Source organism: Aeromonas sp. ASNIH5, assembly GCF_002902865.1.
Classification (GTDB): Bacteria; Pseudomonadota; Gammaproteobacteria; order Enterobacterales; family Aeromonadaceae; genus Aeromonas; species Aeromonas caviae.
This window is the reverse complement of sequence record NZ_CP026122.1, coordinates 2845607-2861170: the sequence shown is the minus strand read 5'-3', so window position 1 is coordinate 2861170 and position 15564 is coordinate 2845607. Positions and strand designations below refer to the sequence as shown.

The window sequence follows — 15564 nt, the reverse complement described above, 5'->3', positions numbered from 1 at the left end:
TGGGTGTGTCGCCAGCATAACGGCTGCGTCCGCGCTCTGCACCGGGATAACTAATCAATGCGGGGGTTTTTGCCCCTTCTCCCGGGGGGATGGGGGGGCAGGATGAAGCGGTTGGCATCGGGCCGCCCCACTTGTCCCGTGGCGGGTCGGTCCGATGAGGCAGGATCCGCGCCCTTCAGTGGCCAAAGCGGCCCCGGCTGCCATGGGGCAGCCGGGGAACCGCCCGGATCAGCCGCCCTTGCGCTTCAGGTACACCCCGGCTTCCATGTGGTGGGTCCAGGGGAACTGGTCGAACAGGGCGAAGCGGGCGATCTCGTGGGTTTCACCGAGCACGGCCATGTTGGCCTGCAGGGTCTCGGGGTTGCAGGAGATGTAGAGGATGTTGTCGTAATCCTGCACCAGCTTGACGGTGGCGTCGTCCAGACCGGCCCGGGGCGGGTCGACGAAGATGGTGTTGCACTGGTAGGCGCCGAGATCGACCCCCTTGAGGCGGTTGAACTCCCGCTCGCCGCGCATCGCCATGGTGAACTCCTCCGCCGACATGCGCAGGATGATCAGGTTGTCGACACCGTTGGCGGCGATGTTGAACTGGGCGGAGTCCACGCTCGGCTTGGCGATCTCGGTGGCCAGCACCTTGCGAAAGTTCTGCGCCAGAGCGATGGAGAAGTTGCCGTTGCCGCAGTAGAGCTCCAGCAGGTCCCCCTCGCTCCCCTTGGTCACGTCCAGGGCCCAGCCCAGCATCTGTTCGTTGATGGCGGCGTTGGGCTGGGTGAAGCTGTTTTCCACTTGCTTGTAGACCAGCTCGCGCCCCTGCACGGTCAACCGCTCGATGACGAAGTCATCCCCGAGACAGATCTTCTGCTTGTGGGCGCGGCCAATCAGTTGCAGTTCGAACCCCTTGGCCCGCAGGTCGGCCTGCAGCGCCTCGGCGGCCTGCTGCCACTCGTTCTCCAGCTTGCGGTGGTAGAGCAGGCTGACGCAGATCTGGCCGGACTGGGTAGAGAGGTAGTCGATCTGGAACAGCTTCTTGCGCAGCACGGGGTGCGGGCGCAGCCCGGCCAGCAGCACCGGCATCAGCCGGTTGATGAGCAGGCTGGCGGTGGGGAAGCTGTCGACCCGGATGATCTCCTTGGTGGCCGGTGCATACATGCAGTGGAAGAGGTCGTCCCCCTCGTGCCAGATGCGGAACTCGGCGCGCATCCGGTAGTGCTCGGCGGGAGAGGCGTGCAGCTCCAGCTCGGGCGGATTGAAGGGGGCGAACAGCTGGGTGAGGCGATCGCGCTTCTCGTCGAGCTGGGCCTGGTAGTCGGCAGGAGTCCGTCTGCCCTGGGCGTCGGCGGAAGATGGCTGGGATTGAGTCATGGATACCTCGCATGCACCGGGCTGAGCCGGGGAAAGACCGGGGGAAGGCCGCAGCCAACCAAAGGGTGGGGATTTTAAAAGGCCGTTGCGGATTGTCCAAGTTTTTTGTGGTCAAGAAGTGGCCAGTCGGGCCGATAACCGATCCACCACTATAGGCGGGAGAGTAATGATGCAAATTGATGGCATGGGCACAGCCCAACCCAAGGGAGTGGGCATTGCTCCCAAATCGCCTCAACAGACGGAGTCGAAAACGGCGGACAAGGGGGATGAGGTCTCCCTGAACAAGCCCCCGAAATGGGCCCAGGTGCTGATCCAGCAGGCGCTGCAATTTGCGCTGGAGATCAACGGCCAGGGCTACAAGGCACCCAAGGTGCAGGAACCTCAGGAGGTCACTCCGGAGACCCTGTTCGATTTCCAGTCGGTGGCGGACAACGTGTTGCAGTTCGTCACCGGGCGGATAGGCGCGGCCCGTGCGGACGGCAAGTCCGACGACGACCTGACCAAGATGATGGAGCAGGCCCGCAAGGGGGTGGACAAGGGCTTCGGTGACGCCAGGAAGCAGCTCGGTGACTGGGCGGACAACGAGGACATCAAGACCGGCATGGATCAGAGCTACAAGCTGATCCAGAAGGGGCTCGACGAGTTCGAGAAGGAGTTCTTCGGCAAGGTGTCGACCACGGATCTGGGGGATGCCAGGATGGCCAGCCGCCAGCAGGCCCTCCTCGAGATCGAGACCCGGGACGGGGACAAGGTGATGCTGCGCTTCAGCGACAGCTGGCAGTTCAAGTCCCAGAGCGATGGGGGCGGCAGCCAGTTCAGCCTCAAGTCGAGCCAGAGCTTCGACTTCTCCCTGGAGGGGGATCTCGACAGTGCCGAGATGGATGCCATCGGCACCCTGGTCAAGGGGCTGGACGAGCTGGCCGGGCAGTTCTTCAAGGGGGGCGACGGCAAGACTCTGGCTGACGGGCTGAACGGGCTGCAACTGGATGACAGCCAGCTGGTCTCCTACTCCCTCAAGCTCAAGCAATCGGCCAAGTTGAGTCAGACCTACCAGGGGGCCAGTTCCCTGCAGGAGAGCCTCAAGCCCCTGGCGGACTACCTGCCGAGGCTCAGCCGGTTGCAGCAGCAGGCCGACGCCCTGCTGCCCCCTTCCCAGCAGGAGGCGCTGACGCCCACCGTGCTGGCGGCGCGGGGTCAGGACGGGGCGACCCAGGGGGCAGGCTTCATGGGCTTCAACCAGCGGATGCTGGAGGCCATGCGGCTGCTTGGCCAGCAGATGGCGACCGGCTAGTCTGGCGACGCCCCCGTGATGCTGGCGGGGGCGGGGTGTTTGCCAGCCCGTCCCCGGGCTGGCACACTGCCCTTTTCCCCAGCCCGGCGATGCCATGAACCCCAAGAAGCCAAGAGACAAGCGCGAGCTCTGCTACCCCTTCATCTTCGAAACCCAGTTCCAGTGCGACTACGAGATCGCCACCGACGAGCTCTGCTGCCAGGTGGGGGCCGTGCTCTCTCATCTGATGCCGGATGAGGATACCCGGCCCGTGATGGCGGATCTGGCGACCCTGCAGCGGCTCATCTACAACCTCAACGGCTCGGTGCGGGGACGGCTCGGCATCTTCGAAGAGGATCTGGACTGGTTGAAGGGACGGTACGATCACTACAACGAAGCGAGTCGCGGCCGGGTGACCGGCTTCGTGCTGCCCCAGGGGCCCCAGCCCATTCCCACCCTGCACCTGTGCCGCTGTGGCAGCAAGAAGGTGGTGCGTCTGCTGGTACGCCTGGAAGAGAGCGGCGTGCGCTTCGATCCCATCCTCTATCGCTTCGCCAATCTGCTGGCCAACTTCTTCTTCGTGCTCACCGTCTACCTCAAGCAGGCGTGGGATGTGACCGAAGTCCCCTATGTCAGCATCAACTACTGATGAAGAGATGATGTTTGATGTATTCGTCGCATGACACATGGTGACGTAGGGCTATAGGATCGAAAAACAGCGATGAGGCAGCATCCGCCACTTCGGGGGATGCAGGCATAAAAAAACCGGCGCCCCGAGCGCCGGTTTTCTATTGCCGCTATCCCTAGCTCGACAGCAGTACCCTGGCGGAGTTGGCCGGGATCGTGAGCTGCACCTCCCCATGCACCACCTCGAACTTGTCGCCGTTGAAGGCGTCGGTGAAGCGGCTGGCGGGGCTGGCGGTCTGCCACAGGGGCAGGCTGATGGTGCGCGGCTCCGTGGGGTGGCGGTTGCAGGCGACCACCACCTGATCGCTTTGCAGGGTACGGGCGAACACATAGCTGTGGGGGCCGGCGTAGAGGGTCTGGATGTCTCCCCGACGCAGGGCCGGGCGCTGGCGGCGCAGCTGGATCAGGCGGCGATAGTGGTCGTGCAGCACGTGATCCCAGTCGGTGGTATCCCAGGGGAAGCAGCGGCGGCAGTCCGGGTCGTTGCCGCCGGAGAGCCCCACCTCGTCGCCGTAGTAGATGGAGGGCACGCCGATGTAGGTGATGAGCAGGGTGGCGGCGAGTCGCATCCGCTGCTTGTCTTCCCCCAGCAGGTGCAGGAAGCGGGCGGTGTCGTGGCTGTCCAGCAGGTTGAACTGGGCCAGCTGGTTCTTGAACGGAATATGGGCCCGCGCCAGCTTGAGCCAGTGATCCAGCTCGGTGGCGCTGATCTTGATGGGGTGATAGGCGATGTCCTGCCCCGCCAGGAAGGCGCGGATGGGGTGGGCGAAGCCGTAGTAGTTCATGGCGCCGTCCTCCTGATCCCCCTGCAGCCACTGGCTCGCCTCGAAGAAGTGCTCGCCGAGCACGTAGGCGTCCGGATTCTCCTGCTTCACCGCACCGCGAATGGCGCGCACGTGGCCGCGATTGCCCTCGGCAGTGCCTCGCTCCCCCAGCATGTGGATGACGTCAAAGCGCCAGCCATCGATCTGGTAGGGGGCGCGCATCCAGTAGCGCAGAATGGCGTTGTCTGCCCGATAAACGGCGTCCTGCACCTGTTCACTTGAGAAATCCAGCTTGGGCAGGCTGCGGATCCCTTTCCAGCTAACATAATCCCCTTCCTGATCGAAGGTGTAGAAGCTGCGCCAGGGGGAATCCGGGTTGCTCTGGGCGCCCAGCGGCGGGCAGAACCAGGGGTGCTCGGTGGAGGTGTGGTTGACCACCGCATCCAGGATGATCCTCATGCCGCGCTGGTGCAGGTTGCGGGTCAGCTCGGCAAACTGGGCATTGGTACCGAGGTGCGCATCCACCTTGAAGTAGTCCTGGGTGTCGTACTTGTGGTTGCTCGGCGAATCGAAGATGGGGTTGAGGTAGAGCGCCGTCACACCCAGGGATTGCAGGTAGTGCAGCTTGGCGTCGATGCCCGCCAGATCCCCGCCGTAGAATTCACAGGCGCCGTGCCCCTCTTCGTGGCGGCTGACCGGCTCGCCCCAGGCCTTGCTGATGACCGCCTTGCCCCTGTACTCGTACTCGTGATGCTTGACGCTCAGCGACGGGTCGCCGTTGCAGAAGCGGTCGGGGAAGATCTGGTAGAACACCTGATCCTGCACCCAGGCCGGGGGCTGGTGATGGCTGTTGAAGCGGAAATGCTGCTCCCGCGGCGGCATGGCGGCGCTGACGCCTGCCCCGTGCAGCCACCACTGCTCCTCGTCGGTGAGGCACTTGAAGCAGTAGAGGTGGATCTCCTGCCCCCTGGCCAGCGGCAGTTCGACCTGCCAGACCTGAAGCCTGTCCCGGGTGGCGATCGGCGTCATGGCGACCAGATACTCCTCGTTGTCCGGCTCGTGGCGCAGCCACACCTCGCGGATGGGGGCGTCCAGCTCGCTGAACAGGGTGAGCTGCAGGGTGTCGGCACTCTCTTTGAACCAGGGTGCCGCCTGGGGGTGAAACAGGAAGGGATGGGTCATGGTATCTACTGTGTCAGAGAGGCTCAGGAGTGGGGGATGGGCGCAGGCCATCTTATCCCGTCCATGGGCGTGTGTATGTGACGACCGGCCAGAATGAGACGGTGCTTCCGGCTTGGCTGGGCGGTCTGCCGTGACGCTATTGGGTCAGCAAATCGGCAAGGGCGTTGCCCTGTTCGTGCAGCTGCTCCAGCTGATCCGCCAGAATGAGACGGGGATCCGGCTCCTGCTGATCGGCCGTTGTACATCTACTGGGTCAGCAAATCGGCCAGGGCGTTGCCCTGCTCGTGGAGCTGCTCCAGCTGATCCGCCAGGCTGGCGGGATCCAGCCCCAGCTGGTCAGCCAGGGTTCTGGGGAAACGGGCGATGATGGCCTGTGCCGGTACACCGGCCTGCCAGGCGAAGGAGACGAAGACGGCGAGCCGGATGAGCACGGCCTCCTTGCTGACCGGATCGTGGGAGAGGGGGTCGAGCTGCTGGGCGATGGCATCCACGAAGGCGGGCGACAGGTTCCAGCGCCGCGCCAGCTCTGCGCCGAGCTGGGCATAGTCGTAACCCAGCATCTCCCGCTGGGCATCGACCCGGCTGCTGCCTTTCTCGATGGCCAGATTGATGAGCCCCGCCTCTTCCGGCAGGGTGCTCTGGATCAGCAGCTCGCCAATGTTGTGAATGAGGGCGCAGGTGAAGGCGGTCTCGGGATCCACCGAGGTGGTCTGCTGTGCCAGGGTGCGGGCAATGGTGGCGACCTGGAAGGTCTGGGTCCAGAAGTGGAGCTTGTCAAAGCCGGGAGGGGCCTTGAAGCTGCTGATGATGCCGGAGGCGACCACCACGGAGCGCAGGCGGTTGAAACCGAGGCGGATCACCGCCTGTTCGATGGAGGTGATTTCATTGCCACGGCGCAGGGCAGCGGAGTTGGCCATCCGCAGTACCTTGACGCTGATCACCTGGTCCATGGCGATCTTGGCCGCGATCTCGTCGATGCGGGCATTCTCGTCGTTGAAACTCTGCATCAGCTCGTGCAGCAGTTTCGGAATTGTGGGCAGTTGCTTGATCTTGCCAAACAGGCGATCCATCGACATGGCTGAGGCAGCCTCCATTGCTAACAATGCCTCATATTGTGCCACAGCCTGGCCAGTTGTTCCTGCTGGCGAGCGGTTTTGTGAGCCCTAGTACACCCAGTCTTGCAGTCTGTATTCCAAACGGTGCCGTTTTCCCTGGAGGATCAGGGTCTGGGTGGAACCGCTCAGTGTGGCCCCCTCCGTCAGGGTGGCGAGCACGGCCTGCTCTATCAGATCGAGTTCGGGGGGACAGGCCATGGCGGTGCTGCCGAGGCTGGTGACCCAGAGCTTGTTCCCCTTGAGGTGACCCTGGCCGAAGTAGCGGTTGCAACCGGCGATGCCGTTGACGGTGAAGTGCTCACCGATCTCGATGTCGGGGGGATTGCTGCGGCGGCTGGCGATGGCCTGGCCATCCAGCCGATCGAGCACCCAGTGATGGTGTTGCAGGTCTTGCGAGGCAAAGCGGGGAGCACTGCTGCAGGCGCTGAGCAGAAGCAGGGCGAGCAACAGTAGCAGGTATCTGGGCATTGAAGGGGCTCCGGTGGTGGGTATGACAAGCATACCTGTCCCCGGGCCCAGGCGGCAGGGCGAGGGGGGAGGAGCCCGACCGCTTCTGTCGCCCCGGGGGAAGAGGGGGTGTCGGCAAATGGCAACACCCGCCCCGAGCGAACCTGTCTACCGGTTGCCCATGGCTCCCCTGGCCGTCTCAGTCCGCAAACAGGCGCTCGGCATAGCGGGCGAGGCCCGAGGCCACCGAACCGAAGTCATCACCCCCCTCCAGCGGTACCTTGGGCAGTTTCTGCTGGATGAAGGCCTTGATGAGGGGGGAGCGGGCACTGCCGCCGGTGACGAAGACCCGGTCAGGCTGCACGCCTGCCGCCAGGATAGCCTCGTCCATCAGCTCGCCAATCTTCTCCAGCAAGGGGGCGGAAGCACTGGCCAGCTGGGGGCGGGTGAGTGCCGCCTCCAGCCCTTTTTCCAGCTCGTTCAGGGTCTGGTGATTGTACTCGTGGTCGGAGAGGGCGATCTTGCCCTGCTCGGCGCGCCACACCAGTTGATGGCTCAGCTTGTGGGCCCGCAGGCTGGCGAGGCGCGGGAGCTTGCTGCCTGGCTGGCTGTCGAGCTGGAGATCCTGCAACTGACGGGCGGTATCCAGGTTGTAGAAACGGCTCTGGGCACTGACGTCATTGATGGCGGCGGCGTCCCAGAACAGGGGATGGGGCAGTGGCTTGCCGGTCTTGAGGGTCTCGTGCATGCCGAGCAGCGGCATCATGCCCTCCACGGTCAGGCGGATGTCGAAGTCGTTGCCCCCGATGCGCTGGCCGCTGTGACCGAGCAGGTCGCCGCTGCGATCCAGCTGGTCACGGTGGCTCGGGCCCATGCGCAGCACGGAGCAGTCGGTGGTCCCGCCCCCGATGTCCACCACCAGCACCACCGCATCCTCGGTGAGGCGCGCCTCGAACTCGAAGCCGGCGGCCACCGGCTCATAGAGGAACTCCACCCGCTCGAACCCGGCGAGGCGGGCCGCCTCGCTCAGGATGGCGATGGCCTGGCGGTTGCTCTCTTCCCCCGCCAGTCCCTGGAAGTTGACCGGTCGGCCGATCACCGCCTGGCGGATGGTGCTGCCCGTCTGCTGCTCCGCCTCCCGGCGCACGTGCAGCATCATGGCGCAGACGATGTCCTCGAACAGGGCGATCTGGGGAGCCTTGAGGCCATAGGCCCCGAGAAAGGATTTGGGGGACTTGATGTAGTAGCCCTCGTCCGGCTCTTCGAGATAGCGCGCCAGCGCCGCACCGCCGAAGCTCAGCTCGTCGATGAGTCCCTCTTCGCGCATCTGGCGGCGCACCGCCTGGGCACGGGTCACCACGGGACCGCGCAGCTTGAGGTATTCGCTCTGCTGGACGGGGGCCAGCCCTTCGGCCAGGAGGCCGGCGATGGCGTCCCGGTGGGGGGCGTGCAGGGTGGAGGGAAGGTAATGGGAACCGGAGAGGGTCAGCAGCCTGGGGCTGCCCTGTTCCATCACGGCGACGGCACAGTTGGAGGTACCGTAATCAAATCCGATGAACATGCTGGCCAGACTCCTGTACAAAAAAGGGCTGGTAGCCTACCCGATGCCGCCGGGTCTCACAACCCGGCGGCGGGATCAATGGCGTGGCGACAACGCCTCAGGGATCACTCCACTTCGTTGTCAGATCGGCCCTGGCTCTCGATGGCCTGGATGTTGCTGAGGGTGGTGTCGGCGATGGCGTGCAGCGCCTCCCGGGTCAGGAAGGCCTGGTGACCGGTGAACAGCACGTTGTGACAGGCAGACAGGCGGCGGAAGACGTCGTCGGTGATCACCTCGTTGGACTTGTCCTCGAAGAAGAGGTCTTCCTCCTCCTCGTAGACGTCCAGCCCCAGAGCGCCGATGCGGGAGGTCTTGAGGGCCTCGATGGCGGCGTTGGAGTCGAGCAGGCCGCCCCGGCTGGTGTTGATGATCATCACCCCGTCCTTCATCTTGGCGAAGGCCTCCTTGTTCAGCAGGTGATAGTTCTCCTTGAACAGGGGGCAGTGCAGGCTGATGACATCGGACTGACGGAATAGGGTGTCGAGATCCACGTACTCGGCGCCCAGATCGATGGCCGCCTGGTTCGGATAGGGATCGCTCACCAGCAGGCGCATGCCGAACCCCTTGAGGATGCGCAAGGTGGCGATGCCGATCTTGCCGGTGCCTATGATGCCGGCGGTGCGGCCATGCATGTTGAAGCCGACCAGCCCCTCCAGGGAGAAGTTGGCGTCCCGGGTGCGCTGATACGCCTTATGGATGCGGCGGTTGAGGGTCATCATCAGGCCCACCGCATGTTCGGCAACGGCCTCGGGGGAGTAGGCAGGCACCCGCACCACCTTGAGTCCCAGCTCCTTGGCGGCGGCCAGATCCACGTTGTTGTAACCGGCGCAGCGCAGGGCGATGACCCTGGTGCCGTACTGCGCCAGCTCGGTCAGCACTTCGCGGTCGGCATCATCGTTGACGAACAGGCAGACCACGGGGAAGCCGTGGGCGAGACGGGCCGTCTTGGCCTCCAGCCGCACGTCGAAGAACTCCAGATCGAAACCGTACTGGCCGTTGGCCTGGTGGAAATGTTCCTTGTCGTAGCTCTTGGTACTGAAAACGGCGACTCTCATGGTGCGCTCTCCGTAGATAATGATGTGGTTAAATTACAACAAATAGTGACCGTCATCACGGGATAAGTGGTGCTGTTTCAACCCCAGGGCATGATGGGGACGGCACTCACTGCACTCTTGTACGAACCATCCACCAACTTGGTGCTGTAAGTCAGATAGACAAGGGCATTGCGCTTCTCGTCGTAAAAACGCACCACCTTCTGCTCCTTGAACACCAGCGAGGTGCTGACGTCGAACACCTCTTCCCCCGCCTTCAGCCTGGCGGGCAGGGTGATGGGGCCGATCTGGTGGCACGAGAGGGAGGCGTGGGAGGGATCTTCCGCCAGCCCAAGGCCACCCTTGACGCCGCCGGTCTTGGGGCGGGCCAGATAGCAGGCGACACCGGCGATTTTAGGGTCGTCGAACGCCTCCACCAGGATCTTGTGGTTGGGTCCGAGCAGCTTGAAAGCGGTGCTCACCTCGCCGACGGGATCTGCCTTGTCGGCCAGCACCGGGCCGGCCATCACTGCCCCCAGCAGCAGGGGCAGGGTGCGAGCAAGGGTCTGAAGATGTCTCATGGTCTCTCCTGTTGGCCTCCCTCAGAAAGGGATGCCCAAACGACGATAGAGGCTGGCCAGCACCCAGGCGGGGCCTACCAGCAGAAATTGCAGGTCGGTGAGAAAGGAGGGGCGTTTCCCCTCGATATGGTGACCGACGAACTGGGCTATCCAGAACAGCACGAACCCGATGAGGGCAGGCCACAGCAGCGGCCCCTGCCAGACGTGGCAGAAGGCCAGTCCCAGGGCGGTCAGGGCCGTCATCCCCGTAAAGATCGTCAACGACAGCCGCAGGTAGAAGACCAGCACCGGGATGGCCACCAGCCCCGCCCAGTTGAAGGACGCTGGCAGGGGACCAGCGGGCAGGCACCAGAGCAGTGCCAGGATGCAGAGGTAGATGCCTGGCACCGCCACCTTGTGGATGGCCACATTGACGGGGTGTTGATGGCTCTGGCCGTAGTCGCGAAACCAGTCATCCAGTCGTTTCATGGCACCTCCCTGGTGCGCGTATTGAGGCCGGGCGACCTCGCGTTCCTGTGCGTCTGCGGCGGGCTGCGCCCACCGGATGGGATGACCCGCGGCTGATCACGCTCCCGGCGGCGGATATTCCCAATGCCGGGATACCGTGTCCGTTTATGCTCGCAGCGGTGGATATTCTCAACGCCGGATATCGTGTCCGTTTACTCCTGCGACGGTGGATATTCCCAATATTGGGCCGGAATGCTTTTGAGCAAGGGGGTCATGTCGGGATTGGGCAGGGCGATGGTGACTCTCTGCTCCAGATTGGCGCTGGCCAGGGCCTCGCGGATCTTGGGGTTCTCCCGAAAGAACGCCATGAAGCTGCCGTCGGCATAGGCACGCTCGAGGCCGGTCTGGATCGCCTTGGCCAGCTTCGGCGACTCCGGGCTGACGAAGAAGAACTCGGCGAAGGGGTAGCGGATCAGCAGGTGCTGATCGATCACCAGGTTGGGATATTGTGCCGCCAGCTCGCTGCGTTCGGCGAAGATTTCCACCAGACCACGGGGGAAGAAGTCCAGCTTGTCGCCGTCATTCATCAGGCGAAACAGGTTGCTGTAGCGCCCGGCATAGGTGGGAATGCCTGCCAGTTCCAGGATCTTGTTGTCGGCCCAGCCCACCCCCTGGGCGGCTTTCAGTTTCTTGAGGTCTGCCAGGGTGTTGATCTGGTTGAACCGCTCCTGGGCATCGGCGTGGATGAAGGAGAGGCGCAGCCCTTCCAGGCCACGAAACAGCGGGATTGGCACTGCGGTGAGGGAGGATTCCAGCGCGCTGGAGGTACCCATCCAGAACACATTGATGACCTTGCCCTTGGCAAGCGCCTGCTGGAGGCTGTACTGGTTGAGATTGAGGTCGACCCGCTCCAGCTTGTAGGGCTGCCCGGCGTGGTTGAGCGCCAGTTCCAGCAGCTTGAGCTGGTATTCGTTGTCGAGATCGTTGATCGGTCGGCTGGGGACCTTGACGGTGAGCGTCTGTGCTTGTGCCAGCAATGGCAGGCACAAGCACAGCCTGATGAGCCATTTCACGCTTTGATCTCCTGTAGGATCCGGGACTTGCCCGGAGTCTAACAGAAGTTGTCACGCTCTTGCTGTGAAAGGGGCCGGGGATCACCCGGCCGCGTCATCTTCGGGCATGGCCTGCCCTGTGCCCGGCTCGTACCGAGGCCGGGCTTGTTCGCCGCATCAGGCGACGCGACGGAACACGTGAGTGTCGTTGAATTCCTTGGTGCTCTGGCATTCAACACAGAAGCGGGACTCGGGACGGGCCTGCAGCCGCTTGAGAGAGATCTCGTCGCCACAGGATTCGCAATAGCCAAAATCCCCTTCATTGATCCGCTTCAACGCCCCTTTCAGCTTGCGCAGGTGCAACTTGTCGTGCTCGATGCGGTTCAGCTCCAGGCGACGGGCCTCCTCGACACTGGCACGGTCAATTTCATCCGCCATCTCGTTGGTATCGGTGGCGATAGCCTGGCTGGCCTGGGAGTTGAGACGTTCTTCGAGCTCAAGGATTTGTCGCTCGATCTGGCCTTTGTAGAAGGTCAGTTGGTCTTCTGTCATGAAATCACACATACGGTTTGCTACCAGTCAGTTTCCCAATGTTACCCATTGATGGGGGCTGTCTGTCGTCAGACCAAGCCCTTGTATCCCGTTTTGCACCAAATCCATGCAGGAGAGTGCAAATCAGGGCGGGCCTTGTACCAAAAAAATGCAGACATGCAAAGGAAATTGGATAAGGAGTGTGCGCCCTTGCAAAGAAATGGGCCTTCTCCGACAGGGTCTGACTGAGTATCGAACGAGATCCCGCCGCCGTTGGCATCGAGCTTGCAGTGGGCTGATCGTGACACAAAGTGTTTAGTATTTGGTGCCGTGCTGGTCATTATACAGGCCGTTGTTTATAGTTTTTTAAACACCGCTGCTTGACAAAGGCCTTTATCACGGGCTTTTATGGTGTGGTCGATTACATTTTCTTAACAAGGGTGTTCCTTATATTAGACACCCTTGACAATGGCAACCGTAAAGTCGGGGTTTAACATGGACAGTATCAAGGGCTGGATGGAGAGCAATCGCATCACGGAAGTGGAGTGCCTGTTTCCGGATTTCACCGGCAATGCCCGAGGCAAGATCATTCCAGCCAACAAGTTTCTGCGCGAAGGGGGCATGCGGCTGCCCGAGGTCATCTTCACCCAGACGGTGACCGGCGAGTACCCGGATGACGACAGCATGATAGACCCGCTGGAGCGGGACATGCAGCTCTATCCCGATCCCAACACCATTCGTTTCGTACCCTGGGCGCTGGAGCCCACCGCCCAGGTGATCCACGACTGCTTTGACGTCAACGGCAAGCTGATCGACATCGCTCCCCGCTCCGTGCTGCGCCGGGTTCTGTCATTCTACGAGAAGCAGGGCTGGAAGCCGGTGGTGGCGCCGGAGCTGGAGTTCTACCTGGTGACCCGCAACGAAGATCCCGACTATCCGCTGGTGCCGCCGGTGGGCCGCAACGGCCGCCCGGAAACGGCCCGCCAGTCGTTCAGCATCGATGCGGTGAACGAATTCGACCCCATCTTCGAGGACATGTACGACTACTGCGAGGCCCAGGAGCTGGAGGTGGACACCCTGATCCATGAATCCGGCGCCGCCCAGATGGAGATCAACTTCCTGCACGGGGATGCCATCGATCTCGCCGACCAGGTGTTTCTGTTCAAGCGCACCATGCGCGAGGCCGCCCATCGCCACGGCATCTATGCCACCTTCATGGCCAAGCCCATGAGCAACGAACCGGGTTCTGCCATGCACATCCACCAGAGCCTGGAAGACATGGATGGCAACAACCTGTTTGGTACCAGCGAAGGGGGCAACTCCGATCTGTTCATGCATTTCATCGCCGGCCTGCAGAAATACACCCCGGCAGTGACCGCTCTGCTGGCGCCGAACGTCAACTCCTACCGCCGCCTCACCTTTGGCGAGAGTGCGCCGCGCAACGTGCAGTGGGGGGTGGAAAACCGCACCTGCGGCCTGCGGGTCCCCTTCTCCGAACCGAGCGCACGCCGGGTCGAGAACCGCTTCGCCGGGGCCGATGCCAACCCGTATCTGGCCCTGGCCGCCACCCTGGCCTGCGGCTACCTCGGCATGCTGGAGAAGCTCGAACCCATGCAGGAGATGAAGGCGAGCGCCTATGACCTGCCCTACAGCCTGCCCCGCTCGCTGGAGGAATCGCTGAGCCACCTGGAGCAGTGTGAACCCATCAAGGACATGCTGGGGGAGCGCTTCATCCGCGCCTTTGTGGCCGTCAAACGCAAGGAGTACGAGACCTATTTCGGCGTGATCAGCCGCTGGGAACGGGAATTCCTGCTGCTGAACGTCTGATCTGTCCCCGGGGGAGGCGAGGCCTCTCCCCGTCATATCGCAAGCAAGGGGCCGAAGGCCCGTCTGGCGGGGGCGCCCGCGACCCGGAAGGCACCGAGTAAAGGTGAGGCCCGCTCTCGCAATGGAGAGGGGGGTCACCTGCAATCAACTGGCGACGATGTTCGCCCCATGGAAAGGCATCGAGCAGGCAAGAGAGTGCCAGCCCCGTGAATGGCAGTGACCGGGCAGGCCACCCGTGCCCTCATGAATGGCGACAAGATTCGCCGAATCGAAGGAACCGAGGAGCAAGCAATGCAGCACACCACCCGTGAGTGGCAGCAACTGGAAGCCAGCCATCATCTGCATCCGTTTACCGATTTTCAGGCCCTGAACAAGAAGGGCAGTCGCATCATCACCAAGGCCGAAGGCGTCTATCTGGAAGACTCCGAAGGCAAGCGCATTCTGGACGGGATGGCAGGTCTGTGGTGCGTCAACATGGGCTACGGCCGTCAGGAGCTGGTAGATGCCGCCACTCGCCAGATGCAGCAGCTGCCCTACTACAACCTCTTCTTCCAGACCAGCCACCCTCCTGCTGCCGAGCTGGCAACCCTGCTGGCCGAGATCACGCCTTCCCACCTCAACCACGTCTTCTTCACCGGCTCGGGCTCGGAGTGCAACGACACCGTGCTGCGTATGGTGCGCCACTACTGGGCCAGCAAGGGACAACCTGACAAGCAGGTGATAATCAGCCGCCACAATGCCTATCACGGCTCCACCGTGGCGGGGGCCAGTCTGGGGGGCATGAAGGGGATGCACGCCCAGGGCGGCTTGCCCATTCCCGGCATAGTACACATCGACCAGCCCTATCACTTCGGTGAGGGAGAGGGCATGAGCGCCCACAAGTTCGGTCTGGCCCGTGCCCGCCAGCTGGAAGAGAAGATCCTGGCACTGGGGGTGGACAAGGTAGCCGCCTTCATCGGCGAGCCTATCCAGGGTGCGGGGGGGGTCATCATTCCGCCCGAGAGCTACTGGCCCGAGATCCAGCGCATCTGCGACCAGTACGGCATCCTGCTTATCGCCGACGAGGTGATCTGCGGCTTTGGCCGCACCGGCCACTGGTTTGCCAGTGAAGGTTTTGGCATCAAACCCGACCTCATGTGCCTGGCCAAGGGCATTACCTCCGGCTATCTGCCGATGGGCGCCGTGATGGTGGGGGACAGGGTCGCCAGGGTGCTGGTGGAAGAGGGGGGCGAGTTCAACCATGGCTTCACCTATTCCGGCCATCCGGTCGCCTGCGCCGTGGCCATTGCCAACATCCAGCTTATGCAAAGGGAGAGCATAGTTAAGCGAGTTCATGATAGTATCGGCCCCTATTTGCAGCGCCGCTGGGCTGAGCTGGCGGACCATCCGCTGGTGGGGGAAACCCGTGGAAAAGGCCTGGTCGCCGCGCTGGAAATAGTGCAGGACAAGCAGACGAAACGTCGCTTCCCGGCCGAGCTCCATGCCGGGATGACCTGTCGGGAGTTCTGTTTTAACAATGGCTTGGTGATGAGGGCTGTCGGCGATACCATGATCATATCGCCCCCCTTGGTGATCACCGAGGAACAGGTGGATGAATTGGTCAAACTGGCCAGGCTCAGTCTGGACCTGACGGCTGCAAAGCTGCGGGAATAGGCGGGAACCGGGCAG

14 protein-coding genes are annotated in these 15564 nt (G+C 62.8%); 4 read left to right on the top strand and 10 right to left on the bottom strand.

Annotation, left to right across the window (positions count from 1 at the left end):
* Positions 1–228 precede the first annotated feature (228 nt).
* A complete protein-coding gene (trmA, locus tag C2U30_RS13290; protein ID WP_103243914.1) occupies positions 229–1362 on the bottom strand; it encodes a tRNA (uridine(54)-C5)-methyltransferase TrmA in 1134 nt (377 codons plus the stop codon).
* Between the two features lie 169 nt (positions 1363–1531).
* Here trmA and C2U30_RS13285 point away from each other — a divergent pair, with 169 nt between their 5' ends.
* Together C2U30_RS13285 and C2U30_RS13280 are read left to right on the top strand one after the other, a co-directional pair.
* The gene (locus C2U30_RS13285; protein WP_103243913.1) at positions 1532–2653 is read left to right on the top strand and encodes a DUF5610 domain-containing protein; all 1122 of its coding nucleotides are present in this window, start codon (positions 1532–1534) and stop codon (positions 2651–2653) included.
* Between the two features lie 94 nt (positions 2654–2747).
* Positions 2748–3281, top strand: a complete 534-nt coding sequence (locus tag C2U30_RS13280; protein WP_042016441.1) for an ATP--cob(I)alamin adenosyltransferase — start codon at positions 2748–2750, stop codon at positions 3279–3281.
* A 154-nt stretch (positions 3282–3435) separates the two neighbouring features.
* On the opposite strand, the gene malZ is transcribed toward C2U30_RS13280, so the two are convergent.
* The 9 genes from malZ to C2U30_RS13235 all read right to left on the bottom strand — a co-directional run bounded on the left by malZ (position 3436) and on the right by C2U30_RS13235 (position 12102).
* The gene (gene malZ, locus C2U30_RS13275; RefSeq protein ID WP_103244704.1) at positions 3436–5265 is read right to left on the bottom strand and encodes a maltodextrin glucosidase; all 1830 of its coding nucleotides are present in this window, start codon (positions 5263–5265) and stop codon (positions 3436–3438) included.
* A 245-nt stretch (positions 5266–5510) separates the two neighbouring features.
* Positions 5511–6359, bottom strand: a complete 849-nt coding sequence (locus tag C2U30_RS13270) for an HDOD domain-containing protein (RefSeq protein WP_039039670.1) — start codon at positions 6357–6359, stop codon at positions 5511–5513.
* A gap of 69 nt (positions 6360–6428) precedes the next feature.
* The gene (locus tag C2U30_RS13265) at positions 6429–6848 is read right to left on the bottom strand and encodes an META domain-containing protein (RefSeq protein WP_010676067.1); all 420 of its coding nucleotides are present in this window, start codon (positions 6846–6848) and stop codon (positions 6429–6431) included.
* Positions 6849–7026: 178 nt separating this feature from the next.
* Positions 7027–8388 (bottom strand): molecular chaperone, encoded by a 1362-nt coding sequence (gene yegD, locus C2U30_RS13260; protein ID WP_103243912.1) that lies wholly within the window; start codon positions 8386–8388, stop codon positions 7027–7029.
* A 104-nt stretch (positions 8389–8492) separates the two neighbouring features.
* The gene (locus tag C2U30_RS13255) at positions 8493–9482 is read right to left on the bottom strand and encodes a 2-hydroxyacid dehydrogenase (RefSeq protein ID WP_039039668.1); all 990 of its coding nucleotides are present in this window, start codon (positions 9480–9482) and stop codon (positions 8493–8495) included.
* A 77-nt stretch (positions 9483–9559) separates the two neighbouring features.
* A complete protein-coding gene (locus tag C2U30_RS13250) occupies positions 9560–10039 on the bottom strand; it encodes a CreA family protein (protein ID WP_103243911.1) in 480 nt (159 codons plus the stop codon).
* 21 nt (positions 10040–10060) lie between these two features.
* Positions 10061–10507, bottom strand: coding sequence for an Mpo1 family 2-hydroxy fatty acid dioxygenase (locus C2U30_RS13245; RefSeq protein WP_041214237.1), 447 nt, complete (start codon positions 10505–10507; stop codon positions 10061–10063).
* 191 nt (positions 10508–10698) lie between these two features.
* Positions 10699–11559: a hypothetical protein gene (locus C2U30_RS13240; RefSeq protein WP_010676062.1), complete on the bottom strand. Its 861-nt coding sequence runs from the start codon at positions 11557–11559 to the stop codon at positions 10699–10701.
* A 156-nt stretch (positions 11560–11715) separates the two neighbouring features.
* Positions 11716–12102, bottom strand: coding sequence for a TraR/DksA family transcriptional regulator (locus C2U30_RS13235; RefSeq protein WP_010676061.1), 387 nt, complete (start codon positions 12100–12102; stop codon positions 11716–11718).
* A gap of 462 nt (positions 12103–12564) precedes the next feature.
* Here C2U30_RS13235 and C2U30_RS13230 point away from each other — a divergent pair, with 462 nt between their 5' ends.
* Positions 12565–13896: a glutamine synthetase family protein gene (locus C2U30_RS13230; RefSeq protein ID WP_010676060.1), complete on the top strand. Its 1332-nt coding sequence runs from the start codon at positions 12565–12567 to the stop codon at positions 13894–13896.
* Between the two features lie 291 nt (positions 13897–14187).
* On the top strand, positions 14188–15549 hold the full coding sequence (locus C2U30_RS13225) for an aspartate aminotransferase family protein (protein WP_103244703.1): 1362 nt from the start codon (positions 14188–14190) through the stop codon (positions 15547–15549).
* Positions 15550–15564: the final 15 nt, after the last annotated feature.